This window comes from Citrobacter sp. NCU1 (assembly GCF_010231475.1).
Classification (GTDB): domain Bacteria; phylum Pseudomonadota; class Gammaproteobacteria; order Enterobacterales; family Enterobacteriaceae; genus Citrobacter_D.
This window is the reverse complement of the sequence record NZ_NRDO01000004.1, coordinates 1-25,263: the sequence shown is the minus strand read 5'-3', so window position 1 is coordinate 25,263 and position 25,263 is coordinate 1. Positions and strand designations below refer to the sequence as shown.

Genomic DNA, 25,263 nt, shown 5'->3' with positions numbered 1-25,263 from the left:
ATGGCGCTGCGCTTATCAGGCCTACAACGACGGGGTGCCCGTAGGTCGGATAAGGCGTTTGCGCCGCCATCCGGCAAGAGTGCGGTTTTAATGCCGGACGACGACGCAGACGCGTCATCTTCGGTCACTAATAACAAATGACAGGGAGTAGAGGCTATGGGAATTAACGAAATCATCATGTACATCATGATGTTCTTTATGCTGATTGCCGCCGTGGACAGGATCCTGTCGCAGTTTGGCGGCTCTGAACGCTTCCTCGGTAAGTTCGGTAAGAGTATCGAGGGTTCCGGCGGTCAGTTTGAAGAAGGGTTTATGGCGATGGGCGCGCTGGGTCTGGCGATGGTCGGTATGACCGCGCTGGCGCCGGTGATGGCGCATGTGCTGGGGCCAGTGATTATCCCGTTGTACGAGATGCTGGGCGCTAACCCGTCAATGTTCGCGGGTACGCTGTTGGCTTGCGATATGGGCGGCTTCTTCCTCGCCAAAGAGCTGGCGGGCGGCGATGTGGCGGCGTGGCTATACTCAGGTTTAATTCTCGGCGCGATGATGGGGCCGACGCTGGTTTTCTCTATTCCGGTGGCGCTTGGCATTATCGAGCCGTCTGACCGTCGTTACCTGGCCCTCGGCGTACTGGCGGGGATTGTGACCATCCCTGTCGGCTGTATCGCCGGAGGGTTGATTGCCATGTACTCCGGCGTTGAGATCAACGGCCAGCCGGTAGAGTTCACTTTCGCGCTGATCCTGATGAACATGATCCCAGTGCTGATTGTGGCGGTGCTGGTGGCGCTGGGGCTGAAATTTATCCCGGAAAAAATGATCAACGGTTTCCAGATCTTCGCTAAATTCCTCGTGGCGCTGATAACGATCGGTCTGGCGGCGGCGGTGGTTAAGTTCCTGCTGGGCTGGGAGCTGATCCCGGGTCTCGATCCTATCTTTATGGCCCCTGGCGACAAACCTGGCGAAGTGATGCGCGCCATTGAAGTCATCGGTTCAATCTCCTGTGTGCTGCTCGGCGCTTATCCGATGGTGCTGCTGCTGACCCGCTGGTTTGAAAAACCGCTGATGAGCGTTGGCAATCTGCTGAAAATCAACAATATTGCTGCGGCAGGAATGGTGGCGACGCTGGCGAACAACATTCCGATGTTCGGCATGATGAAGCAGATGGATACCCGCGGCAAAGTGATTAACTGCGCGTTTGCCGTCTCCGCCGCGTTCGCCCTTGGCGACCACTTAGGCTTCGCTGCCGCTAACATGAACGCCATGATCTTCCCGATGATTGTCGGCAAGCTGATTGGCGGTGTGACGGCGATTGGCGTAGCGATGCTGCTGGTGCCAAAAGATGACCCGACAGCGGTTAAAACCGAAGTGGAGGCGCAATCGTGAAGACTCGCCAGCTACTGAGCGTCGGTATCGATATCGGCACCACCACCACTCAGGTGATCTTCTCGCGCCTTGAGCTGGTTAACCGTGCGGCAGTGTCGCAGGTGCCACGTTACGAATTCATCAAACGCGAAATTAGCTGGCAAAGCCCGGTCTTCTTTACCCCTGTCGATAAGCAGGGTGGGTTGCAGGAAGCCGAACTGAAGGCACTGATTCTGGCTCAGTATCAGTCTGCCGGTATTGCTCCGGAATCGGTGGATTCCGGGGCTGTCATCATCACCGGAGAGAGCGCGAAAACCCGTAACGCCCGCCCGGCGGTGATGACCCTTTCCCAGTCTCTCGGCGACTTTGTCGTCGCCAGCGCCGGACCGCATCTGGAATCGGTGATTGCCGGTCATGGGGCGGGGGCGCAAACCCTGTCGGAACAGCGTTTGTGTCGCGTGTTGAACATCGATATCGGTGGCGGCACGTCGAACTACGCGCTGTTCGACGCAGGGAAAGTGAGCGGAACGGCCTGTCTGAACGTGGGCGGCAGACTGCTGGAAACTAACGCTCAGGGGCGTGTCGCTTATGCGCATCAGCCGGGACAACGGATTGTTGACGAGGTCTTCGGCGCAGGTTGCGATGCGCACGCGCTGACGGTCGCGCAACTGGGACAAGTAGCGCAGCGGATGGCGGATCTTATCGTTGAGGTGATTGACGGTACGCTCTCGCCGCTGGCGCAGGCACTGATGCAAACGGGATTACTGCCGGCAGGGATGCAGCCTGACGTTATCACGCTTTCCGGCGGCGTGGGGGAGTGCTATCGCAACCAACCCGCCGACGCATTTTGTTTTTCTGATATTGGACCGCTACTGGCAATGGCGCTGCATGAGCACCCGCGCCTGCGTGAAATGAACGTGCAGTTCCCGGCGCAAACCGTGCGTGCCACGGTCATCGGCGCCGGGGCTCACACGCTGTCGCTCTCTGGCAGCACCATTTGGCTGGAGGGCGTAGCGCTGCCGCTGCGCAATCTGCCGGTGGCGATCCCCGTAGATGAATCCAGCCTGGTCAACGCCTGGCATCAGGCGCTGATTCAGCTCGATCTTTGCCCGCAAACTGACGCGTATGTACTGGCGCTTCCCGCCTCGTTGCCGGTGCGTTACGCCGCATTACTCACGGTCATCGACGCGCTTTTAGCGTTCGTCGCGCGTTTTCCGAATCCGCATCCCCTGCTGGTGGTGGCCGAGCAGGACTTTGGTAAAGCCCTGGGCATGCTGTTACGCCCGCAGTTACAGCAACACCCGCTGGCGGTCATTGACGAAGTGATCGTTCGGGCGGGGGACTATATCGACATTGGTACGCCTCTTTTTGGCGGATCGGTTGTGCCGGTGACGGTGAAATCACTCGCATTTCCTTCCTGAGGGAACGACTTATGAAACTAAAGACCACATTGTTCGGCAATGTTTATCAGTTTAAGGATGTAAAAGAGGTGCTGGCAAAAGCCAACGAACTGCGTTCGGGGGATGTGCTGGCAGGGGTCGCCGCTGAAAGCTCGCAAGAGCGCGTTGCTGCGAAACAGGTGTTGTCGGAAATGACGGTAGCGGATATCCGCAACAACCCGGTGATTTCCTATGAGGAGGATTGTGTTACGCGTCTGATTCAGGATGACGTCAACGAAACGGCCTATAACAGCATTAAAAACTGGAGCATCAGCGAGCTGCGCGAATACGTGCTGAGCGATGAAACCTCCGTTGACGACATTGCCTTCACACGTAAGGGGTTAACCTCGGAAGTGGTGGCAGCGGTAGCCAAAATCTGCTCGAACGCCGATCTGATTTACGGCGGCAAGAAAATGCCGATCATCAAAAAGGCCAACACGACCATTGGGCTGCCAGGCACGTTCAGTTGCCGTTTACAGCCGAATGACACCCGTGACGACGTGCAGAGTATTGCGGCGCAAATCTACGAAGGGCTCTCTTTCGGCGCGGGCGATGCGGTGATCGGCGTTAACCCGGTGACGGACGACGTGGACAACTTAAGCCGCGTGCTGGACACCGTTTACGGCGTGATCGACAAGTTCAACATCCCGACTCAGGGTTGTGTGCTGGCGCACGTGACTACCCAGATTGAAGCCATTCGCCGCGGTGCGCCGGGCGGGCTGATTTTCCAGAGTATTTGCGGCAGTGAAAAAGGGCTAAAAGAGTTTGGCGTTGAACTGGCAATGCTGGATGAAGCGCGTGCCGTCGGCGCAGAGTTCAACCGCATCGCCGGGGAAAACTGCCTCTATTTTGAAACCGGACAAGGCTCCGCGCTTTCAGCAGGCGCGAACTTCGGTGCCGATCAGGTGACGATGGAAGCGCGTAACTACGGTCTGGCGCGCCATTATGATCCGTTCCTCGTGAACACCGTGGTGGGCTTTATCGGGCCGGAGTATCTGTATAACGACAGACAGATTATCCGTGCCGGTCTGGAAGATCACTTTATGGGCAAGCTGAGCGGCATCTCAATGGGCTGTGACTGCTGCTACACCAACCATGCCGACGCTGACCAGAACCTCAATGAAAACCTGATGATTCTGCTGGCGACCGCAGGCTGTAACTACATCATGGGTATGCCGCTCGGCGACGACATCATGCTCAACTACCAGACGACCGCATTCCACGATACCGCGACCGTGCGCCAGTTGCTGAATTTGCGTCCGTCGCCGGAGTTTGAACGCTGGCTGGAAACGATGGGCATTATGGCAAATGGTCGCCTGACCAAACGGGCGGGCGATCCGTCACTGTTCTTCTGATGACGCGGGGATGACAAACAATGGATCAAAAACAGATTGAAGAAATTGTACGCAGTGTAATGGCGTCAATGGGACAACCGCAGCCGCAGGCATCCGCGCCGTCACCGAAAGAAAAATGCAGCACGACGCAATGCGCTGCCTCTTCTTTGGCAGAAAGCTGCGCGCTGGATTTAGGTTCAGCCGAAGCAAAAGCCTGGATTGGCGTTGAGAATCCCAACCGTGCTGACGTGTTGACAGAGCTGCGTCGCAGCACTGCCGCCCGCGTCTGTACCGGTCGTGCGGGTCCGCGTCCGCGTACCCAGGCGCTATTGCGATTCCTGGCTGACCACTCTCGCTCGAAAGATACCGTCCTGAAAGAGGTGCCTGAAGAGTGGGTGAAGGCGCAAGGGTTGCTGGAAGTTCGCTCAGAAATTAGCGACAAAAACCTGTATCTGACTCGCCCGGACATGGGCCGTCGCCTGAGCCAGGAAGCCATTGAAGCACTGAAGGCACAGTGTCTGGCGAACCCGGACGTGCAGGTGGTGGTTTCCGATGGGCTGTCTACCGACGCTATCACCGCCAACTATGAAGAGATCCTGCCGCCGCTGCTGGCCGGGTTGCAACAGGCGGGTCTGAAAGTCGGCACGCCGTTCTTTGTGCGCTATGGCCGTGTGAAGATCGAAGATCAGATCGGCGAAATTCTTGGCGCGAAAGTGGTGATTTTGCTGGTGGGTGAGCGTCCGGGGCTGGGGCAGTCAGAAAGTCTCTCCTGCTACGCCGTTTATTCACCCCGCGTGGCGACGACCGTTGAGGCTGACCGTACCTGTATTTCCAACATTCACCAGGGCGGCACACCGCCGGTTGAAGCGGCCGCTGTGATTGTCGATTTAGCAAAACGTATGCTGGAGCAGAAAGCGTCCGGCATCAACATGACCCGTTAAGGAGGCATCATGCCAGCATTAGATTTAATTCGACCCTCGGTCACCGCGATGCGTGTGATTGCCTCCGTTAACGCTGAGTTTGCACGTGAACTTAAATTACCGCCACATATACGTAGTCTCGGACTCATCACGGCAGATTCTGATGATGTGGCGTATATTGCCGCAGATGAAGCCACTAAACAGGCGATGGTAGAAGTGGTGTATGGCCGCTCGCTGTACGCGGGAGCCGCGCATGGTCCGTCACCGACGGCCGGTGAAGTCATGATTATGCTCGGCGGTCCGAATCCGGCAGAAGTGCGCGCCGGTCTGGACGCGATGGTTGCCAACATTGAAAGCGGTGCCGCGTTCCAGTGGGCGAATGACGCAGAAAACACGGCATTCCTCGCGCATGTGGTTTCACGTACCGGTTCGTATCTTTCGGCGACAGCTGGTTGTGCGCTTGGCGATCCGATGGCCTATCTGGTGGCGCCGCCGCTGGAAGCAACATTCGGGATTGACGCAGCCCTGAAATCTGCCGATGTACAACTGGTGACCTACGTGCCGCCGCCATCAGAAACCAACTATTCCGCTGCGTTTCTGACTGGCAGCCAGGCCGCCTGTAAAGCTGCCTGCAACGCGTTTGCCGATGCTGTTCTGGATATTGCCCGTAATCCAGTCCAGCGCGCGTAAGGGAGGTTCCCATGATCAATGCACTGGGATTACTGGAAGTGGATGGCATGGTTGCCGCTGTCGATGCTGCGGATGCCATGCTGAAAGCCGCCAATGTGCGTCTGCTCAGTCACGAAGTGCTCGATCCTGGCAGGCTGACGCTAGTGGTTGAGGGGGATTTAGCGGCATGTCGTGCGGCGCTGGATGCCGGATGCGCTGCAGCACAGCGAACAGGCCGTGTTATCAGTCGCAAGGAAATCGGGCGGCCAGACGATGACACCCAGTGGCTGATCGGCACGTTTAAGCGCCAGCCAACACAATCAGTGAAACCGGAAAAGACGCCAGATGAGCCGGTGGCGTCTGAATCCCTGGAAGAACTGCTGGCGCAGTTGGCAACAATACGTCAGGGAATGACGGCAGGGGAGGTGGCGGCGCACTTTGGCTGGCCACTTGAAAAAGCCAGAAATGCGCTGGAGCAGCTCTTTTCTGATGGGACGTTGCGTAAACGCAGTAGTCGCTATCGTCTGAAGAACGTATAACCTGTCGGAGGCGCCGGGGGCTTCGGTGAAGTTCCCGGCTTAAAAGATCATGAAAAAGACCCGTACAGCAAACTTGCATCATCTTTATCATGAAGCGTTGCCCGAAGACGTTAAACTTACGCCGAAGGTCGAGGTGGACGCGGTTCACCAGCGACGGACAACGGATGTTTATGAACATGCCCTGACGATTACCGCCTGGCAGCAGATCTATGATCAACTGAATCCAGGCCAATTTCATGGCGAATTCACGGAAATCCTGCTGGATGATATTCAGGTATTCCGTGAATACACCGGTCTGGCGTTACGACAGTCTTGTCTGGTCTGGCCAAGCTCATTCTGGTTTGGTATTCCGGCGACACGCGGCGAGCAGGGATTTATTGGTTCGCAATGCCTTGGCAGCGCAGAGATTGCGACCCGGCCGGGGGGAACCGAATTTGAGTTGAGCACGCCGGATGATTACACCATTCTTGGGGTGGTCATCTCCGAAGAGGCCATTACACGGCATGCGAACCTTTTACATAACCCGGACCGGGTGCTGCATATGCTGCGCAACCAGTCAGCGCTGGAGGTAAAAGAGCAGCATAAAGCGGAGCTGTGGGGGTTCGTGCAGCAGGCGCTGGCGACCTTTAGCGAGAATCCTGGCAATCTGCATCAACCCGCCGTACGTAAAGTGCTGCGGGATAATCTGTTGTTGGCGATGGGCACGATGCTGGAGGAAGCGCAGCCGATCATGACCGCTGAGAGCATCAGTCATCAGAGCTATCGACGGTTGTTATCGCGCGCACGCGAGTATGTGCTGGATAATATGTCAGAGCCGCTGACTGTACTGGATTTGTGTAATCAACTGCATGTTAGCCGTCGTACGTTGCAAAACGCTTTTCACGCGATTTTAGGCATTGGGCCGAATGCGTGGTTGAAGCGGATCCGTTTGAATGCGGTGCGTCGTGAGTTGATAAGCCCCTGGTCGCAAAACGTAACGGTCAAGGACGCTGCGATGCAGTGGGGGTTCTGGCATTTGGGGCAGTTTGCCACAGATTATCAGCACCTGTTTGCCGAGAAACCGTCGCTGACCTTGCACCAGCGGATGCGCCAGTGGGGGTAAGTGCGGCGTGTGTGCCGGATGGCGACGCTCTGCGTCTTATCCGGCCTACAAACATGTGTAATGTGTAGGACTGATAAACTGTAGGCCTGATAAGCGCAGCGCCATCAGGCAATGCCGCAATACTGATGCCGGATGGCGACGCTTTGCGTCTTATCCGGCCTACAAACATGTGTAATGTGTAGGACTGATAAACTGTAGGCCTGATAAGCGCAGCGCCATCAGGCAATGCCGCAATGCCGCAATACCGATGCCGGATGGCGACGCTTTGCGTCTTATCCGGCGTACACGTCTGTGCAAATTGTAGACCTGATAAGCCGTAGGCCTGATAAGCGCAGCGCCATCAGGCAATGCCGCAATACCGATGCCGGATGGCGGCGCTTTGCGTCTTATACGGCGTACACGTCTGTGCAAATTGTAGACCTGATAAGCCGTAGGCCTGATAAGCGCAGCGCCATCAGGCAATGCCGCAATACCGATGCCGGATGGCGACGCTTTGCGTCTTATCCGGCGTACAAGTCTGTGCAATTTGTAGACCTGATAAGCTGTAGGCCTGATAAGCGAAGCGCCATCAGGCAATGCCGCAATGCCGCAATACCGATGCCGGATGGCGACGCTTTGCGTCTTATCCGGCCTACAAACATGTGTAATGTGTAGGACTGATAAACTGTAGGCCTGATAAGCGAAGCGCCATCAGGCAATGCCGCAATACCGATGCCGGATGGCGACGCTTTGCGTCTTATCCGGCCTACAAACATGTGTAATGTGTAGGTCTGATCAGCTGTAGGCCTGATAAGCGCAGCGCCATCAGGCAATGCCGCAATACTGATGCCGGATGGCGACGCTTTGCGTCTTATCCGGCCTACAAATATGCGTAATGTGTAGGCCTGATAAGCGAAGCGCCATCAGGCAATCACACCCAATCGCGTACCCGAATAAACTCACTCAATGCGGCTTCCGGGCTGTCGGCTTCTGGTTGCCAGTCGTATTCCCAGCGAACCAGTGGCGGCATTGACATCAAAATGGATTCGGTGCGCCCACCGGTCTGCAACCCAAACAACGTTCCTCTGTCCCACACCAGGTTGAATTCCACGTAGCGCCCGCGACGATAGAGCTGGAAGTTGCGTTCACGTTCACCCCAGCGCATCGTTTGGCGGCGCTCAACGATCGGCAGATACGCATCGCTATACCCTTTACCGACCGCCTGCATAAAGGCAAAACAGCTGTCGAAATCTGGGGTATTCAGGTCGTCAAAGAACAACCCACCAATTCCGCGCTGTTCGTTGCGATGTTTAAGGAAGAAGTAGTCGTCGCACCACTTTTTGTAACGAGGGTAGACGTCATCGCCAAAGGGCAAGCATAAATCACGCGCCGTGCGGTGCCAGTGAATGGCATCGTCTGTAAAGCCGTAGTAGGGCGTGAGATCAAAACCCCCGCCAAACCACCAGACCGGGTCCGCCCCAGGTTTTTCGGCGATAAAAAAACGCACGTTGGCATGGCTGGTTGGAATGTACGGGTTGAGTGGATGTACTACCAGCGAGACGCCCATCGCTTCAAAGCTGCGCCCTGCCAGCTCAGGCCGGTGCGCGGTGGCGGAAGCGGGCATCGCATCGCCGTGAACATGGGAGAAATTGACGCCCGCTTGTTCAAAGATCCCACCGCTGCGCAACACCCGACTGCGTCCGCCGCCGCCCGCTTCGCGCTGCCAGTTGTCTTCAACGAATCTGGTGCCATCGACGGCTGACAATTGCTGGCATATATCATCCTGCAAACTCAGCAGGAACTGTTTCACGCGTTGTACATCGGGTTTCATGGTTAACGTTTCTTCGAGTGGGCTTTCTGGTTATCGAACCAGTGAAAATAGCTGATTACGCCGTTGGCGATAGCGGTAGCAATTTTTTGCCGGAAGGCGGTTGTGCCCAACAGGCGTTCCTCTTCCGGATTAGTGATAAAAGAGGTCTCAACCAACACTGACGGAACTGACGGTGATTTTAGCACCACGAACGCGGCCTGTTCTGTACTGCGACTGTGCAGACGATGTACGGGTTTGATCTTCCTGAGAATATGCGACCCCAGCGTCAGGCTGTTTTTAATGGTGTCCGTTTGTACCAGGTCGAAAAGCACCTGCTGCAACAGATGATCTTTGTCGGTGGTTTTCTTGCCAGCGACTTCATCGGCCCGGTTCTCGCGATCGGAGAGGTATTTCGCCATCGCACTACTGGCGCCGCGATTGGAGAGCGCGAAAACAGACGCCCCCGCAGCTGACGGGTTGGTAAAGCCATCGGCGTGAATGGACATGAACAGATCAGCGCCGTGCTTGTGGGCAATTTCAACGCGATCGTATAACGGAATAAAGGTGTCGCCGTTACGGGTTAAACGTGCATCAATTCCCTGAGCGCGCAATATTGAACGGACGTTTTTTGCGATGGCCAGCACCACATGTTTCTCTTTTGAACCGTTGCGGCCAATGGCGCCAGTGTCGATTCCTCCGTGACCCGGATCGAGCACGACAACACGTCTGGCCCCTGCTTTTTTTGCCTTCGGCGTACTGTGGCCGTTGCTGGTTTTCAGCGGTTCTTCTTTGGCGATGGCGTTTGACATGCCTGATAGTGTCAGGGCAGCCAGCCCCGCTTTCAGCACCTGGCGGCGCGATGTGAGAGTTTTTAGTGGTTTAAAAGTGCTCATACGGCCTGAGTTGTAATAAAAATAAGTTCCAGATGTTATATCGTAGCGCGTAATCCGTTACGACTGTTCAGGATGAAAATTGTTTTACGTTTCATTTCAATACGTGACATTACCCGTATTATGCCATTTTTTTCACCGCTTCGCGTCAGATATTGGCTAAATCGGGCGATCGCGCCATAATCACAGTTTTTAACCCTAAAAGGTAACTCATACCATGGAGATACGCGTTTTCCGCCAGCAAGATTTCGAAGAGGTGATCACCCTTTGGGAGCGCTGCGATCTGCTGCGTCCATGGAACGATCCGGAAATGGATATCGAACGTAAGCTGAACCATGACGTCAGCTTGTTCCTGGTGGCTGAGGTGAACGGCGAAGTGGTCGGCACGGTGATGGGGGGATACGACGGGCATCGCGGCTCGGCGTACTATCTTGGCGTGCATCCGGAGTTTCGTGGTCGTGGCATCGCCAATGCACTACTGAACCGACTGGAGAAAAAGCTGATTGCGCGCGGCTGCCCGAAAATTCAAATCATGGTGCGGGACGATAACGACGTTGTTCTGGGCATGTATGAGCGCCTGGGCTACGAGCACAGCGATGTGCTGAATTTGGGTAAGCGTTTGATTGAAGATGAAGAGTATTGAGTTTCATCCCGGAGACTATGACAGTCACGGACGTTTACGCTTGCCTTTTCTGTTCTGGTGCGTTCTGTTGCTACAGGCGCGCACCTGGGTATTGTTTGTGATTGCGGGCTCATCTCGCGACCAGGGCAATACACTGCTGAATCTGTTTTATCCCGATCACCACTCGTTTTGGCTGGGGCTAATCCCTGGCGTACCCGCCGTTCTGGCGTTTTTACTCAGTGGGCGGCGCTTTGCGTTTCCGGTTTTGTGGCACGGGTTTCGCTGGCTTTTAATTTTTGCCCAGTCGGTGATACTTTGCTGGCAGCCGGTATTGTGGTTGATGGGAGAGCCGGTTAGCGGCGTCGGGCTGGCGCTGGTGGTGGCGGATATCGTCGCGCTTATCTGGCTGATAACCCATCGGCGTTTACGCGCTTGTTTTGCCATTGAAAAAGAATAACGGCACTTTTTAGCGAAGCCGGACTCCAACCAAGGTTAATTAATCAAGAAAGGAAGTGAGATGAAATCGCTGCGTTTACTGGTATGTGCTTTGCCGTTGGCCTTAACCGGCTGCTCCACGCTCTCTTCGGTGAACTGGTCTGCGGCCAACCCGTGGAACTGGTTTGGCTCATCGACAGAAGTGACCGAACAAGGCGTAGGAGCATTAACGGCATCCACCCCGCTTGATGAAAACGCCATTGCCGATGCGCTGGATGGCGACTATCGCCTGCGTAGCGGGATGAAAACGGATAACGGCAATGTGGTACGTTATTTCGAGGCGATGAAGGGTGACCAGGTGGCGATGGTGATCAACGGCGACCAGGGAACCATTAGTCGGATTGCTGTCATGGACAGCGAGATTCCGGCACACACCGGTGTTGAGATCGGTACACCGTTTAGCGACCTTTACAGTAAAGCATTTGGCAACTGCGAGTTGGCCTCAGGCGATGATAGCAATGCCGTAGAGTGTAAAGCGGAAGGAAGTCAGCATGTTAGCTATGTTTTCTCTGGCGAGTGGAGTGGTCCGGAAGGTTTAATGCCCTCTGATGACACGCTGAAAAACTGGACGGTGAGCAAAATTATCTGGCGTCGTTAATTTGCGTCGGAACAAACCGCCTGGCAGAAAAAACGGTTACAATAGCCCCCATCAATAATGCCACGAAGTCGTGGCATTCTCATATTCAGGAGGAATGATGTCTCAGGTTCAGAGTGGCATTTTGCCAGAACATTGCCGTGCGGCGATTTGGATTGAAGCCAATGTGAAAGGGGAGGTTGATGCCCTGCGTGCGGCGAGCAAAGCGTTTGCCGACAAACTGGCAACCTTCGAAACAAAATTCCCTGATGCGCATTTAGGCGCAGTGGTGGCTTTCGGCAACAACACCTGGCGTGCCCTCAGCGGCGGCGTGGGCGCAGAGGAGCTGAAAGATTTTATCCCTTACGGTAAAGGTCTGGCGCCGGCAACACAGTACGACGTGCTGATCCATATTTTGTCCCTACGTCATGACGTGAATTTCTCGGTTGCGCAGGCGGCGATGGAAGCCTTTGGCGACTGCATCGAGGTGAAAGAAGAGATCCACGGTTTCCGTTGGGTAGAAGAGCGCGACCTCAGCGGCTTTGTTGATGGGACGGAAAACCCGGCGGGCGTTGAGACGCGCCGTGACGTTGCGGTCATTAAAGACGGCGTGGATGCGGGCGGCAGCTATGTGTTCGTTCAGCGTTGGGAGCACAACCTGAAGCAGCTCAACCGCATGAGCATCCACGATCAAGAGATGATGATTGGCCGCACCAAAGAAGCCAACGAAGAGATCGATAGCGACGATCGCCCGGCGACCTCTCACCTGAGTCGCGTGGATCTGAAAGAAGACGGCAAAGGACTCAAAATCGTCCGCCAGAGTCTGCCATACGGTACTGCCAGCGGTACTCATGGCCTTTATTTCTGCGCCTACTGCGCGCGTTTGTACAATATCGAACAGCAGTTGTTGAGCATGTTCGGCGACACCGACGGCAAGCGCGATGCCATGTTGCGCTTCACCAAACCGGTGACTGGCGGTTATTACTTTGCGCCGTCTCTGGATCGTTTGATGGCGCTGTAAGACGTTAACTGTTTTGCACGTTGAAAGGCCAGCCAGTGATATCACTGACTGGCCTTTTTGTTATTCCCGTTTTAGCGTGGCGCGGGGGAAAACGAAGGGTAAACAGAGAAGCAACGCGTCATGTTTTAATCCAGATTCACGTTACGGCAGCCAAAGAGCACCGTAAAAATAAATCCGGCAATATATGAAACCAGCATGCCGCCGGCATATACCGCCATTGCAGGGAGAATACCTTGCGCTGAGGTCATTAATGGCAGAGCCACCAGACCGGAGGGACCAAAGGCGCTGTTTAACCCCATTGGCAGACCGGACCAGGCCACCAGACCGATAAACAGCCCCCCGGCAGCACCGCCAAAGCAGGCGGTAATAAAAGGTTTCATTCGTGGCAATGTGACGCCATAAATCAGCGGTTCGCCGACGCCGAGTAAACCTGGAATGATCGCGCCGCGAACCTGGCTACGTAACGTACTGTGTTTTTCAGCCCGCCAGTAGAGCGCCAGTGCAGCCCCAACCTGGCCTGCGCCCGCCATCGAAAGAATCGGAAAAAGGCTGTTAAACCCCTGGCTGCTCATTAACGCCAGATAGACGGGAATAAAACCCTGATGGACGCCAAAGACGACAGAAATCAGAAAAAGCCCGGCGAGGACGGCACACCCCAGCGGGTTGCTGTTGAGATGGATAAAGAGCCACGACATCCCTTCGAATAGCCATCCGCCCAGCGGCATAATCACCAGATAAGCCAGAATGGCTGTGATCACCAGAGTGAGCATGGAGGTCAGAAGCATATCCAGATCATCAGGCATAAAACGGCGAATCAGACCTTCAATGCGTGCGCTGGCCCATGCGGCGATCAGAACGCCAATAATGTTGCCGCGCGGGTCTATCGAGAGTCCGAAGAAATCCTGAAGACCGGAGAAATAGCCCGTGGTGGCCGTTGGGTTGTACCCCAGCAAGAACAGCGAGGCGATGATTGCACCGTTAACCCCTGTGCCGCCAAACGCCTGCGCCGCGTTGTAACCAATAAGAATGACCAGAAAGGTAAAGAGTCCTTTGCTAAAAACCTTCATAAAGTTCAGCGCATCGGGAAGCGTGCCGGTCGCATCGGCCGGGACGTGCATCACAGTGCCGATGAGTGTCGCAATCCCGAGTAGCAGACCCGCGGCAATAAAGCCGGGGATCAGCGGGGTGAAAATAGTGGCAAAGGTTGACAGAAATTGCTGAATCCCGGATGTCTGCTTCGCTTTAATCTGGCGTTTGTTCTGCGCCGCGATTTCCGCAGCCTGTGGGGGCACCGTTTCACCCAACAATACGTTCATGGCATCTGCCGCGCGTTGCGCTTTACCCGGGCCAAAAATGACCTGCACCTGGTTATCAGAGATAACGACGCCTTTCACCCCCTCCAGCGTTTTAATGGCAGGATCAACCAAGTTGCTGTCATGCACTGACAGGCGCAAGCGGGTCATGCAGTTGCCGCATTTGGCAATGTTCGCTGCGCCGCCGACCCGATCGAGGATGCGATTCAGGAGTTCGTTACTGATGTCTTTTGCCATTCGCGTTATTCCTCTTCCAGTACCCGGCGAATGAAGCCGCCGTGTTGCTCAAGCCGCAACCTGGCTTCTGTTGCATCGAGGTTTTTCAGCAACATGATAATGGCGGTTTTGCAGTGACGCGCACACGCCAGCAACGCGTCTTCAGCTTGCTGTTCGGTACAGCCTGTTGCATTTTTGACGATATTGACCTGCCGGGCATGCAGCTTTTCGTTGGTGGCAACAACGTCTACCATCAGATTGCCGAATACCTTACCTGATTTAATCATCAGCCCGGTCGAGAGCATATTGAGAACGAGTTTTTGCGCGGTGCCGGCTTTCATACGAGAAGAACCGGTGACGACTTCTGGACCGACGACAGGGGTGATGGCCAGTTCTGCGGTTTTTGACACATCGCTGCCCGGATTACAGGATATTCCGATCGTCCGGCAACCGATTTTACGTGCATATTCCAGTCCGGCAATCACATACGGCGTACGACCGCTGGCAGCGATGCCCACCACCACATCGTTGTGGTTCAATGCGAGACTTTTCAGGTCGTTGATACCGAGTTCCCGATCATCTTCTGCGCCTTCGATGGCGTGCTGTAGCGCGCGATCGCCTCCGGCAATTACGCCCACGACGACCCCAGGGGCCACGCCGTAAGTTGGCGGGCATTCACTGGCATCAAGGACGCCAAGGCGGCCTGACGTTCCTGCGCCGGTATAAATCAGACGTCCGCCAGCGCTGACCTGAGCCGTAATCATATCAATGGCTGCGGCGATGTCTGGCAGCACGCGTTCTATCGCCAGGGGAACGGTTTTATCTTCATTATTAATGATTTGGCACATCTCTAATGTCGATACACGGTCAATTTCTGCAGAGGCGCGGTTAGCCCCTTCGGTAATCATCTTTTCAAGTTTCATTGTGCGGACTGCCTTACTGGTTCGTCATTACTCTATACTATAGTTGGAATCATATATTTCATAAAATTAAACATAATGAGAATCATTGAGTCTCGATGTGGAGTGTGAGGACAATCAAACTCTGATGCCTTTATGGTATGCTGCGCCGAGAGTTTGGAATTTTTGATTCCATGATGACGGGAGCCGAAGCGATATGTTTTATCTGACGAAAATGCGCAGTGCAGAGGGCGAATTTACTGAAAATGAGCAGAAAATTGCCGGGTTTCTTTTGGCGAATGTCAGTGAACTGAAGGCGGTTTCTTCCCGTAGCATGGCAAAACAGCTGGATGTGAGTCAGTCCAGCATCGTGAAATTTGCCCAGAAGCTTGGAGCCAAAGGCTTTACTGAACTCCGAATGGCGTTGATTGAAGAGCACAGTATCAGCCGGGAAAAAAAACATGATACGGCGCTGCATCTGCACAGTACCATTACCAGTGAAGACACTCTGGAAGTGATCGCCCGCAAGCTTAATCGCGAAAAAATGTTTGCCCTTGAACAAACCTGCGCACTGATGGATTTCACTCGCCTGCAAGCGGTTATTGGGGCTATCAGCAAAGCCAGTCTCATTCAGATAACCGGAGTCGGCGGTTCGTCCCTGGTGGGACGGGATTTATCGTACAAACTCATGAAAATTGGCTACCGCGTTGCCTGCGAGGTGGATACCCATGTCCAGGCCACGGTCGCGCAGGCCCTGCGAAAAGGAGATGTGCAGATAGCTATCTCCTACAGCGGTTCGAAAAAGGAAATCGTGTTGTGCGCTGAAGCTGCGCGTAAACAAGGGGCCACTGTCGTCGCTATCACATCATTGAGTGATTCTCCACTACGCCGCCTGGCGCACTTCACGCTGGACACCGTCTCCGGGGAAACCGAATGGCGAAGCTCTTCGATGTCTACGCGGACCGCGCAGAATTCGGTGACCGACCTTCTCTTTATCGGCATGGTACAGCTTAACGACGTTGAGTCCCTGCGCATGATCGAACGCAGTAGCCAGCTTATTAAGCAGCTAGGTAAATAGCGTACTGATTTTTTAATTAAGATTTACCTGAATTAGTGAGCTGTTCCGCAGCACTTATTTGTTATTGCTGTATTTTCAATGTTAATGGAGTGTAAGGCTCTGTATTCAAATGGAGAACATTGAAATGGGTAAACTCACGGGTAAAACAGCACTGATTACGGGCGCGTCACAAGGTATTGGCGAAGGGATCGCCAGGGTGTTTGCTCGCCACGGCGCGAACTTAATTTTGTTGGACATCTCCGATGAGATTGAAAAACTGGCGGACGAGCTGGGAGGGCGCGGCCATCGTTGTACGGCGGTTCATGCTGATGTCAGGGATGCCGCCTCTGTTGCTGCAGCGATTGCCCGCGCGAAGGAGACGGAAGGTAAAATTGATATTCTCGTCAATAATGCGGGTGTTTGCCGGTTAGGTAACTTTCTTGACATGAGCGAGGAGGACCGGGATTTACATATTGATATCAATATTAAAGGTGTCTGGAACGTCACAAAAGCCGTGCTGCCCGAAATGATCGAGCGTAACGACGGGCGCATTGTGATGATGTCTTCCGTGACGGGCGATATGGTTGCCGACCCAGGTGAAACCGCCTATGCCTTATCCAAAGCCGCGCTGGTCGGTCTCACCAAATCACTGGCTGTAGAATTTGCACAGGCGGGGATTCGGGTGAATGCGATCTGTCCTGGCTACGTGCGCACCCCGATGGCGGAAAGCATTGCCCGGCAGTCCAATCCGGACGATCCAGAGTCCGTACTGACCGAGATGGCGAAAGCGATCCCGATGCGCCGCCTGGCAAGCCCGCTTGAAGTCGGTGAGCTTGCGGCCTTCCTCGCCTCCGATGAATCCAGCTACCTGACGGGAACGCAAAACGTCATTGACGGTGGCAGCACGCTGCCGGAAAGTGTCAGCGTCGGTGTCTGATTGACGCGTATGACCTCCTCACCGTCGGTGGGGAGGTGTTCTCTTATTCTCTTTTCAACTTTCAAATCATTAAACGGTATATAAAACCGTTACTCTTTTGACGCTAGTTATAAATATGATGGCAAATAGAAAGAGTCTGACCCATTAGGCTATTTTATTTGGCATTTTGGCCCCGGGCAGTGCTCAGAATCCTCACGTACTCTGTGTACGCTCCGGTTCTTGCGCGCTGTCCATGTCCAAACTGCCTGCAACAATTACGCCTAATGGGGGCAGGCTCTACGTCATTAAATTTATAAGGGTGCGCAATGGCCGTTAACTTACTGAAAAAAAGCTCTCTGGCGCTGGTAGCGTCTCTGTTACTGGCCGGCCAGGCGCAGGCAACGGAACTGCTGAACAGCTCGTACGATGTTTCCCGCGAGCTGTTTGCCGCCCTGAACCCGTCGTTTGAACAGCAATGGGCGAAAGACAACGGCGGCGACAAGCTGACGATTAAACAATCTCATGCCGGTTCATCAAAACAGGCGTTGGCGATTTTACAGGGCCTGAAAGCCGACGTCGTGACTTACAACCAAGTGACGGATGTGCAGATCCTGCACGATAAAGGCAAACTTCTCCCGGCGGACTGGCAAAGCCGTCTGCCAAATAACAGTTCGCCATTCTATTCAACAATGGCGTTCCTGGTACGCAAGGGTAATCCGAAGAATATTCATGACTGGAATGATCTGGTACGGGCAGATGTGAAACTGATTTTCCCGAACCCAAAAACCTCCGGCAACGCGCGCTATACCTACCTCGCCGCGTGGGGCGCAGCGGATAAAGCAGACGGTGGCGATAAAGCCAAAACCGAGCAATTCATGACGCAATTTTTGAAAAACGTCGAAGTGTTTGATACCGGCGGCCGCGGTGCAACCACCACGTTTGTGGAGCGCGGATTGGGCGATGTGTTGATCACCTTTGAATCGGAAGTAAACAACATTCGCAAACAGTATGAAGCGCAGGGTTTTGAAGTGGTGGTGCCGAAGGTCAATATCCTCGCCGAGTTCCCGGTGGCGTGGGTGGATAAAAACGTGCAGGCCAACGGCACAGAGAAAGCGGCGAAAGCCTACCTGAACTATCTGTACAGCCCGCAGGCGCAGACCATCATCACTGATTACTACTACCGCGTGAATAACCCGCAAGTGATGGACAAATTGAAAGACAAATTCCCGCAAACTGAACTGTTCCGTGTGGAAGATACGTTTGGCGCCTGGCCTGAGGTGATGAAAACCCATTTTGCCAGTGGTGGTGAACTGGACAAACTGCTGGCGGCGGGGCGTTCGTAAATGTTAGCCGTCTCCTCCAGACGCGTGCTGCCCGGCTTTACTTTAAGCCTGGGCACCAGCCTGCTGTTTGTCTGCCTGATTTTGCTGCTGCCACTCAGTGCGCTGGTGATGCAGTTGGCGCAAATGAGCTGGGCGCAGTACTGGGACGTGATCACTAATCCGCAGGTGGTTGCAGCTTATAAAGTCACGCTATTGTCGGCCTTTGTAGCGTCGATGTTTAACGGCGTGTTCGGCCTGCTGATGGCGTGGATCTTGACCCGCTACCGCTTCCCGGGGCGCACTCTGCTGGATGCGTTGATGGATCTGCCGTTTGCCCTGCCGACGGCGGTTGCGGGTTTGACGCTGGCGTCGCTGTTTTCGGTCAACGGTTTTTACGGCGAGTGGCTGGCAAAGTTTGATATCAAAGTCACCTATACCTGGCTCGGTATTGCGGTCGCGATGGCGTTTACCAGCATTCCGTTTGTGGTGCGTACGGTGCAACCGGTGCTGGAAGAGTTAGGCCCGGAATATGAAGAAGCGGCAGAGACGCTCGGCGCGACTCGCTGGCAGAGTTTTCGCAAGGTGGTGTTGCCGGAGCTCTCTCCGGCGCTGGTGGCAGGTGTAGCGCTCTCCTTTACCCGCAGCCTGGGAGAATTCGGCGCGGTGATTTTTATCGCGGGCAATATCGCGTGGAAGACCGAAGTGACATCGCTGATGATTTTTATTCGCTTGCAGGAGTTCGATTATCCGGCGGCGAGCGCGATAGCGTCGGTTATCCTGGCCGCGTCGTTATTACTGCTGTTTTCGATTAACACTCTGCAAAGTCGCTTTGGTCGACGTGTGGTAGGTCACTGATGGCGGACGTTACTCAATTAAAGCGCTATGACGCGCCCCGTATTAACTGGGGGAAATGGTTGCTGATTGGCGCGGGCATGCTGGTGTCCACGTTTATTTTGCTGGTGCCGATGATCTCTATCTTCGTGCAGGCATTCAGCAAAGGATTGATGCCGGTATTACAGAATCTGGCTGACCCGGATATGCTCCACGCCATCTGGTTGACCGTACTGATTGCATTGATTGCGGTGCCGGTGAATCTGGTGTTTGGCGTGTTACTGGCGTGGCTGGTGACGCGCTTTAACTTCCCGGGCCGCCAATTGTTGCTGACGCTGCTGGATATCCCATTTGCCGTCTCGCCGGTGGTCGCCGGTCTGGTGTATCTGTTGTTTTATGGCTCCAACGGTCCGCTGGGCGGCTGGCTGGATGAGCATAACCTGCAAATCATGTTCTCCTGGCCAGGCATGGTGCTGGTCACCATCTTCGTCACCTGCCCATTTGTGGTACGTGAACTGGTGCCAGTGATGCTGAGCCAGGGGAGTCAGGAAGACGAAGCGGCGATTTTGCTCGGCGCCTCCGGTTGGCAAATGTTCAGGCGCGTTACGCTGCCGAACATCCGCTGGGCGCTGTTGTACGGCGTGGTGCTGACCAACGCCCGTGCGATTGGCGAGTTTGGCGCGGTGTCGGTGGTCTCCGGTTCGATTCGCGGTGAAACCCTGTCGCTGCCGCTACAGATTGAATTACTGGAGCAGGACTACAACGCTGTCGGCTCCTTTACCGCCGCCGCGTTATTGACGCTGATGGCGATTATTACCCTGTTTTTGAAGAGCATGTTGCAATGGCGCCTGGAGAATCAGGAAAAACGCGCGCAACAGGAGGAAAATCATGAGCATTGAGATTGCCAATATTAAGAAGTCTTTTGGTCGCACCCAGGTGCTGAACGATATCTCACTGGATATTCCTTCAGGTCAAATGGTGGCTCTGCTGGGGCCATCCGGTTCAGGAAAAACGACACTGTTACGGATTATCGCCGGGCTGGAACATCAATCCAGCGGCCATATTCGCTTCCACGGTACTGACGTCAGTCGCCTGCATGCCCGCGATCGTAAAGTTGGTTTTGTGTTCCAGCATTACGCGCTGTTCCGCCATATGACCGTATTTGACAATATCGCCTTTGGCCTGACGGTGCTGCCGCGTCGTGAGCGTCCGAATGCGGCGGCAATTAAAGCGAAAGTGACAAAGTTGCTGGAGATGGTGCAGTTGGCTCATCTGGCAGATCGCTTCCCGGCACAGCTTTCCGGCGGGCAGAAACAGCGTGTAGCGCTGGCGCGTGCGCTAGCCGTAGAACCACAAATTCTGCTGCTTGATGAACCGTTTGGCGCACTAGACGCTCAGGTACGCAAAGAGCTGCGTCGCTGGCTGCGTCAGCTGCATGAAGAGCTGAAATTCACCAGCGTCTTTGTGACGCACGATCAGGAAGAAGCCACCGAGGTGGCGGACCGCGTGGTGGTGATGAGTCAGGGCCATATTGAGCAGGCCGATGCGCCGGATCAGGTATGGCGTGAGCCGGCGACCCGCTTCGTGCTGGAGTTTATGGGCGAGGTGAACCGTCTGCAGGGGACAATCCGCGGCGGACAGTTCCACGTTGGGGCGCACCGCTGGCCGTTGGGCTATACCCCGGCGTATCAGGGGCCTGTCGATCTGTTCCTGCGCCCGTGGGAAGTGGACATCAGCCGTCGCACCAGTCTTGACTCACCGTTGCCGGTACAGGTGCTGGAGGCCAGTCCGAAAGGCCACTACACCCAATTAGTTGTGCAGCCTCTGGGGTGGTACAACGAACCCCTGACGGTAGTGATGCAGGGTGACGATGCGCCAGTGCGCGGTGAGCGCCTGTTTGTTGGGTTGCAAAATGCGCGTTTGTATAACGGCGAACAGCGCATTGAAACGCGCGAAGCGGAGCTTGCTCTGGCTGAATCGGCCTGATAGGTTAATTCGTATGTTTATCGCCCGGTGGCGCCGGGCTTACGGGATCGTCGTCATTGGTAGACCGGGTAAGCGCAGCGCTACCCGGCTTTTTTATGAGCAGAAAACGTGAATACATTAGAACAGACCATCGGCAACACGCCGCTGGTTAAATTACAACGTCTGGGGCCGGACAACGGCAGCGAAATTTGGCTCAAACTGGAAGGGAATAATCCGGCAGGCTCGGTAAAAGATCGTGCCGCATTATCAATGATTGTCGAGGCGGAAAAGCGTGGCGAAATCCAACCGGGCGACGTGCTGATTGAAGCGACCAGTGGCAACACTGGTATTGCGCTGGCGATGATTGCTGCGCTGAAAGGCTATCGCATGAAACTGTTAATGCCGGACAACATGAGCCAGGAGCGGCGTGCCGCCATGCTCGCATACGGTGCTGAGTTGATCCTGGTTACCAAAGAGCAGGGGATGGAAGGGGCGCGGGATTTGGCGGCGTCAATGGCCAATCACGGTGAAGGTAAACTGCTGGATCAGTTTAACAATCCGGATAACCCGTATGCACACTACACCACCACCGGTCCCGAAATCTGGCAGCAAACGTCCGGGCGGATCACCCATTTCGTTTCCAGTATGGGGACGACCGGCACCATCACCGGAGTTTCACGTTTTCTGCGTGAGCAAGTGAAGCCGGTGACGATTGTCGGGCTACAGCCTGAAGAAGGCAGCAGTATTCCGGGAATTCGGCGTTGGCCGGCAGAATATATGCCGGGCATTTTTAACGCCTCGCTGGTGGATGAAGTCTTAGATATTCATCAGAACGATGCCGAAAACACGATGCGCAAACTGGCGGTGCGTGAAGGCATTTTCTGCGGCGTCAGTTCCGGCGGTGCGGTGGCTGGGGCGCTGCGCGTGGCGAAAGCGAATCCAGGCGCCGTGGTTGTGGCGATCATTTGCGATCGCGGCGATCGCTATCTTTCGACCGGAGTCTTTGGCGAAGAGCACTTCAGCCAGGGGGCGGGCATTTAATCACATCGCCCGGCAATGGCCGGGCATGTCTGTTATTGGCGGTGCTTCCCGACCAGCAGATCCAGGAACTGCCACAGTTTTTCATTCATTTCCCGGTAACCCCATTCACGCATTTCCGCGTTTGTGCGAATAAAACGCTTCCCTCTGGATTCGGTCAGTTCCTGCTCGGAATGTTGAATCAGTCCTTCAACCGCTTCGGCGGTAAACTCCATATGGCACTGGAAACCATAAACAAAATTACCGTACTGCACGATTTGCCGTGGGCAGCCTTCGCTTGTGGCAAGTACCGTTGCCTGGTCGGTTAGCCCCGGCATGTCGTTGTGCCAGTGACCCACCATCAATGGAGAGCCAAAGTGGGCAATCAACGGATGCTGTTGACCTGCTTCGGTCAGCGTAATGGGATAATGACCAATCTCTTTTTCCGGGCTTTGACACACTTTTGCCCCCAGCGCCTCGCCAATCAGCTGCGAGCCTAAGCAAATCCCCACCACAATCCGTTGCGCGACAATGGCCTGGTTGATCAGATGCTGCTCAGCCAGTGAGTCAAAATGTGGGCACTCGGCAAGCGTAGTGCGCGGTGACTGCGGCCCGCCAAAAACCACCAGCATGTCGAACCCATCGGCATTTGCGGGGACGGGCTCGCCGTTATAGACGCGAGACCAGGAGATGGCGTAACCGCGTTCTTCAGCCCATTGCAGATAGGCTCCGGTTGATTCGAACGACTCATGAACAACAAAATGAACTCGCACTTATAGTCTCCAGTTAGCGTTGCAGCGCCTGATGAATATCAGCCGCCAGTGTGTCGATATCGCTGTCGCTGAGTGTCGACAGCGTAATGCGCAGGCCGTGGGCTGGCGTATTAACGGCAAACACTTCGCCTTCGCGCACCAGCCACCCTGATTTTGCCAGTTTAAACGCAACCGCCTGGCTTGCGTCATGGAGCGGTATCCACAGATTCAGGCCGTCGCCGGGAGTGACGGAATCAATGCCCTGATGGCGTAATGCCGCCGCCAGTTTTTGCTGCTGAGAGGCATAAAACAGCCGGGTATGATGAAGCGATTGCTGGAAGTCCTCGTCGCTCAGACAGGCGCAAACGAGATCCTGCAACAGATGGCTGACCCACTGACTGCCGGAGTTCAACCGTAAACGAAGTTTTGCCGATGTGGCCGCGTCGCTGCAAACGATGGCAAGGCGCAGGTCCGGACCGAGCGTTTTCGACATCGAACGCACCACGGCCCAATGTTGCGTTTCGCGGGCAATGACCGGATACCAGGGGGATGAAGAAAGCAGCGCGAAGTGATCATCGACAATCACCAGCACTTGCGGATAACGAGCCAGAATGGCGTGTAACGCAGCAGCGCGCGAAGCGCTCAGACTACATCCCGTTGGGTTGTGCGCCCGTGGGGTCAGAATAACGGCTCTTGCCCCTTTTTGCAGTGCCTGCTCCAGCCCTTCCGGCAGCATGCCTTCGGCATCGACAAGTACCGGAGCCGCGCCAAACCCGGCGTAACGGAGCATACTGATACTGCTTAAAAAGCAGGGATCTTCCACCACCACGCTGTCGCCAGGCAACAGATGCGCACAGAGCAAGCGCTCAATCGCATCGATGGCGCCACTGGTAATATCGATTTCACCCGCATGAGGCGTCGCATTCTGCATCCAGCGCGTAGCCCATTTCCTGAGGTCAGGAGATACAGCCGCATCGCCATACAGACGTGGCGACTTGTTTATCGCGGTGAAGTAGCGGCTGAGGTCGGGCAGGCGCCGGGGATCAGGGTTACCGCCGGAGAGGTCGGTAAGCGGTGTTCCTGGATTGCTCCCTTCAAGTGCGACAGGCGATGGGAGGCCTTTGATCACTGTCCCGTTGCGTCCGAGGCTAACGGCAAGCCCGGAGGTGACCAGTCGCTTGTAAGCCGCCGCGACAGTATTGCGGTTGATCTCCAACGCCGTCGCCAGTTCACGGACCGACGGCAGCGTTTCGCCTGGCGTCAATCTGCCGCTCGCGACATGTTGACGAATATTGTCAAAGATTTCGTTGGCGGTTTTTCCGTCGATCATTATTGACCTATGACAAAATGAATTTTAGCATATGACGATAATAGTGAGGCGTGAGCCCGCTGTCCAGTGAGAGGAGAAGGTTATGGGGCAGGAGAGTGAAATACAGTCAGTGCTCTTCGACGATACGCATCGGGCGATACAGACCGATATTGTCGCCGTTCAGTCACAGGTCGTTTATGGTAGCGTCGGCAACAGCATTGCGGTGCCTGCCATCAACGCACAGGGATTACGGGTGACCCCGATCCCTACGGTATTGTTTAGCAATACTCCGCATTATCAGACATTTTATGGTGGCATTATCCCTGCTGACTGGTTTAGCGGTTATCTTCAGGCCTTAAATGAACGTGACGCACTGCGCGAACTTAAAGCCGTGACCACTGGTTACATGGGAAGCGCGGAGCAAATCGCCCTGCTGGCGCAGTGGCTGAAGACGGTCCGGGACTCGCACCCTGATGTGTGTATTCTGGTGGACCCGGTGATGGGCGACACGGACAGCGGAATGTACGTGAAAGCGGAAATTCCCGCCGCGTACTGCTGCCATCTGCTGCCGTTGGCGCAAGGACTGACCCCCAACGTCTTCGAACTGGAGAGGCTCAGTGGGAAGCCGTGCCACACGCTGGATGATGCCGTGATAGCTGCCAAATCGCTACTTTCCGATACCCTGAAATGGGTGGTGATCACCAGCGCACCGGGTGAAACCGATGAGACGATAAACGTCGCGGTGGTGACCGCCGATTCGGTGGATGTTATTGAACACTCACGGGTAAAAACCGATCTGAAAGGAACCGGCGATCTGTTCTGTGCGGAACTGGTGAGCGGTCTCGTGAAAGGAAAAACGCTGGTGGCGGCGACGAAAGGTGCTGCACAGCGGGTGCTGGAGGTCATGACG

Annotated in this window: 25 protein-coding genes; 19 read left to right on the top strand and 6 right to left on the bottom strand. The window is 55.1% G+C overall.

Translation table 11 applies throughout. The features are described 5' to 3' along the window. Positions 1-156 precede the first annotated feature (156 nt). Genes eutH through eutR form a run of 7 tightly spaced genes read left to right on the top strand, consistent with a single transcriptional unit; the run spans position 157 to position 7,365 of the window. Positions 157-1,383, top strand: a complete 1,227-nt coding sequence (eutH, locus tag CJP72_RS00910; protein WP_162379033.1) for an ethanolamine utilization protein EutH — start codon at positions 157-159, stop codon at positions 1,381-1,383. Then, complete coding sequence (gene eutA, locus CJP72_RS00905) at positions 1,380-2,783, top strand: ethanolamine ammonia-lyase reactivating factor EutA (RefSeq protein WP_162379032.1); 1,404 nt, start codon at positions 1,380-1,382, stop codon at positions 2,781-2,783. The genes eutH and eutA overlap by 4 nt, the downstream gene beginning before the upstream one ends. A gap of 11 nt (positions 2,784-2,794) precedes the next feature. Further along, the gene (eutB, locus tag CJP72_RS00900; protein WP_162379031.1) at positions 2,795-4,156 is read left to right on the top strand and encodes an ethanolamine ammonia-lyase subunit alpha; all 1,362 of its coding nucleotides are present in this window, start codon (positions 2,795-2,797) and stop codon (positions 4,154-4,156) included. A gap of 20 nt (positions 4,157-4,176) precedes the next feature. Continuing rightward, positions 4,177-5,076, top strand: coding sequence for an ethanolamine ammonia-lyase subunit EutC (gene eutC, locus CJP72_RS00895; RefSeq protein ID WP_162379030.1), 900 nt, complete (start codon positions 4,177-4,179; stop codon positions 5,074-5,076). Positions 5,077-5,085: 9 nt separating this feature from the next. After that, the gene (eutL, locus tag CJP72_RS00890) at positions 5,086-5,745 is read left to right on the top strand and encodes an ethanolamine utilization microcompartment protein EutL (protein WP_045445968.1); all 660 of its coding nucleotides are present in this window, start codon (positions 5,086-5,088) and stop codon (positions 5,743-5,745) included. Between the two features lie 11 nt (positions 5,746-5,756). Beyond that, complete coding sequence (eutK, locus tag CJP72_RS00885; RefSeq protein ID WP_162379029.1) at positions 5,757-6,263, top strand: ethanolamine utilization microcompartment protein EutK; 507 nt, start codon at positions 5,757-5,759, stop codon at positions 6,261-6,263. 49 nt (positions 6,264-6,312) lie between these two features. Continuing rightward, positions 6,313-7,365: an HTH-type transcriptional regulator EutR gene (gene eutR / locus CJP72_RS00880; protein ID WP_162379028.1), complete on the top strand. Its 1,053-nt coding sequence runs from the start codon at positions 6,313-6,315 to the stop codon at positions 7,363-7,365. A 910-nt stretch (positions 7,366-8,275) separates the two neighbouring features. Here eutR and hemF read toward each other — a convergent pair. Both hemF and amiA read right to left on the bottom strand, forming a co-directional pair. After that, entirely contained in the window at positions 8,276-9,175 is a 900-nt protein-coding gene (hemF, locus tag CJP72_RS00875) for an oxygen-dependent coproporphyrinogen oxidase (RefSeq protein ID WP_162379027.1), read from the bottom strand. A 2-nt stretch (positions 9,176-9,177) separates the two neighbouring features. Further along, positions 9,178-10,047: an N-acetylmuramoyl-L-alanine amidase AmiA gene (gene amiA, locus CJP72_RS00870; RefSeq protein ID WP_162379026.1), complete on the bottom strand. Its 870-nt coding sequence runs from the start codon at positions 10,045-10,047 to the stop codon at positions 9,178-9,180. 214 nt (positions 10,048-10,261) lie between these two features. Here amiA and CJP72_RS00865 point away from each other — a divergent pair, with 214 nt between their 5' ends. From CJP72_RS00865 to yfeX, 4 genes are all read left to right on the top strand, one after another. Further along, a complete protein-coding gene (locus tag CJP72_RS00865; RefSeq protein WP_162379025.1) occupies positions 10,262-10,687 on the top strand; it encodes a GNAT family acetyltransferase in 426 nt (141 codons plus the stop codon). Beyond that, positions 10,674-11,123 (top strand): DUF2919 domain-containing protein, encoded by a 450-nt coding sequence (locus CJP72_RS00860; RefSeq protein WP_162379024.1) that lies wholly within the window; start codon positions 10,674-10,676, stop codon positions 11,121-11,123. Before CJP72_RS00865 ends, CJP72_RS00860 begins: the two co-directional genes overlap by 14 nt. Before the next feature lie 60 nt (positions 11,124-11,183). Next, positions 11,184-11,759 carry an RpoE-regulated lipoprotein gene (locus tag CJP72_RS00855; RefSeq protein ID WP_162379023.1) on the top strand — a complete coding sequence of 192 codons (576 nt, stop codon included), beginning with the start codon at positions 11,184-11,186 and terminating at the stop codon, positions 11,757-11,759. Between the two features lie 97 nt (positions 11,760-11,856). Beyond that, entirely contained in the window at positions 11,857-12,756 is a 900-nt protein-coding gene (yfeX, locus tag CJP72_RS00850) for a porphyrinogen peroxidase (RefSeq protein ID WP_162379022.1), read from the top strand. A 125-nt stretch (positions 12,757-12,881) separates the two neighbouring features. Here yfeX and murP read toward each other — a convergent pair whose 3' ends face one another. Both murP and murQ read right to left on the bottom strand, forming a co-directional pair. Beyond that, positions 12,882-14,306 (bottom strand): PTS N-acetylmuramic acid transporter subunit IIBC, encoded by a 1,425-nt coding sequence (murP, locus tag CJP72_RS00845; RefSeq protein ID WP_162379021.1) that lies wholly within the window; start codon positions 14,304-14,306, stop codon positions 12,882-12,884. A gap of 5 nt (positions 14,307-14,311) precedes the next feature. After that, positions 14,312-15,208, bottom strand: a complete 897-nt coding sequence (gene murQ, locus CJP72_RS00840; RefSeq protein ID WP_162379020.1) for an N-acetylmuramic acid 6-phosphate etherase — start codon at positions 15,206-15,208, stop codon at positions 14,312-14,314. Positions 15,209-15,401: 193 nt separating this feature from the next. On the opposite strand from murQ, the gene murR reads away from it, so the two are divergent. The 7 genes from murR to cysM all read left to right on the top strand — a co-directional run bounded on the left by murR (position 15,402) and on the right by cysM (position 22,316). Then, positions 15,402-16,262, top strand: a complete 861-nt coding sequence (gene murR, locus CJP72_RS00835) for an HTH-type transcriptional regulator MurR (protein WP_162379019.1) — start codon at positions 15,402-15,404, stop codon at positions 16,260-16,262. Between the two features lie 124 nt (positions 16,263-16,386). Next, entirely contained in the window at positions 16,387-17,178 is a 792-nt protein-coding gene (ucpA, locus tag CJP72_RS00830; protein WP_162379018.1) for an SDR family oxidoreductase UcpA, read from the top strand. A 305-nt stretch (positions 17,179-17,483) separates the two neighbouring features. Beyond that, a complete protein-coding gene (cysP, locus tag CJP72_RS00825) occupies positions 17,484-18,500 on the top strand; it encodes a thiosulfate/sulfate ABC transporter substrate-binding protein CysP (protein ID WP_162379017.1) in 1,017 nt (338 codons plus the stop codon). After that, a complete protein-coding gene (gene cysT / locus CJP72_RS00820; protein ID WP_162379016.1) occupies positions 18,501-19,334 on the top strand; it encodes a sulfate/thiosulfate ABC transporter permease CysT in 834 nt (277 codons plus the stop codon). Beyond that, positions 19,334-20,209 carry a sulfate/thiosulfate ABC transporter permease CysW gene (gene cysW, locus CJP72_RS00815; protein WP_162379015.1) on the top strand — a complete coding sequence of 292 codons (876 nt, stop codon included), beginning with the start codon at positions 19,334-19,336 and terminating at the stop codon, positions 20,207-20,209. The genes cysT and cysW overlap by 1 nt, the downstream gene beginning before the upstream one ends. Further along, entirely contained in the window at positions 20,199-21,296 is a 1,098-nt protein-coding gene (gene cysA / locus CJP72_RS00810) for a sulfate/thiosulfate ABC transporter ATP-binding protein CysA (protein WP_162379014.1), read from the top strand. The genes cysW and cysA overlap by 11 nt, the downstream gene beginning before the upstream one ends. 108 nt (positions 21,297-21,404) lie before the next feature. Continuing rightward, entirely contained in the window at positions 21,405-22,316 is a 912-nt protein-coding gene (cysM, locus tag CJP72_RS00805; protein ID WP_162379013.1) for a cysteine synthase CysM, read from the top strand. A 32-nt stretch (positions 22,317-22,348) separates the two neighbouring features. Here cysM and CJP72_RS00800 read toward each other — a convergent pair whose 3' ends face one another. Both CJP72_RS00800 and ptsJ read right to left on the bottom strand, forming a co-directional pair. After that, entirely contained in the window at positions 22,349-23,065 is a 717-nt protein-coding gene (locus tag CJP72_RS00800) for a glutamine amidotransferase-related protein (RefSeq protein ID WP_162379012.1), read from the bottom strand. A gap of 13 nt (positions 23,066-23,078) precedes the next feature. Next, positions 23,079-24,374: a MocR-like B6 salvage transcription factor PtsJ gene (ptsJ, locus tag CJP72_RS00795; RefSeq protein WP_162379011.1), complete on the bottom strand. Its 1,296-nt coding sequence runs from the start codon at positions 24,372-24,374 to the stop codon at positions 23,079-23,081. Positions 24,375-24,456: 82 nt separating this feature from the next. Between ptsJ and pdxK the strand changes: the two genes are divergently transcribed. After that, the coding region (gene pdxK, locus CJP72_RS00790; RefSeq protein ID WP_162379010.1) for a pyridoxine/pyridoxal/pyridoxamine kinase at positions 24,457-25,263 on the top strand (807 nt) is incomplete at its 3' end.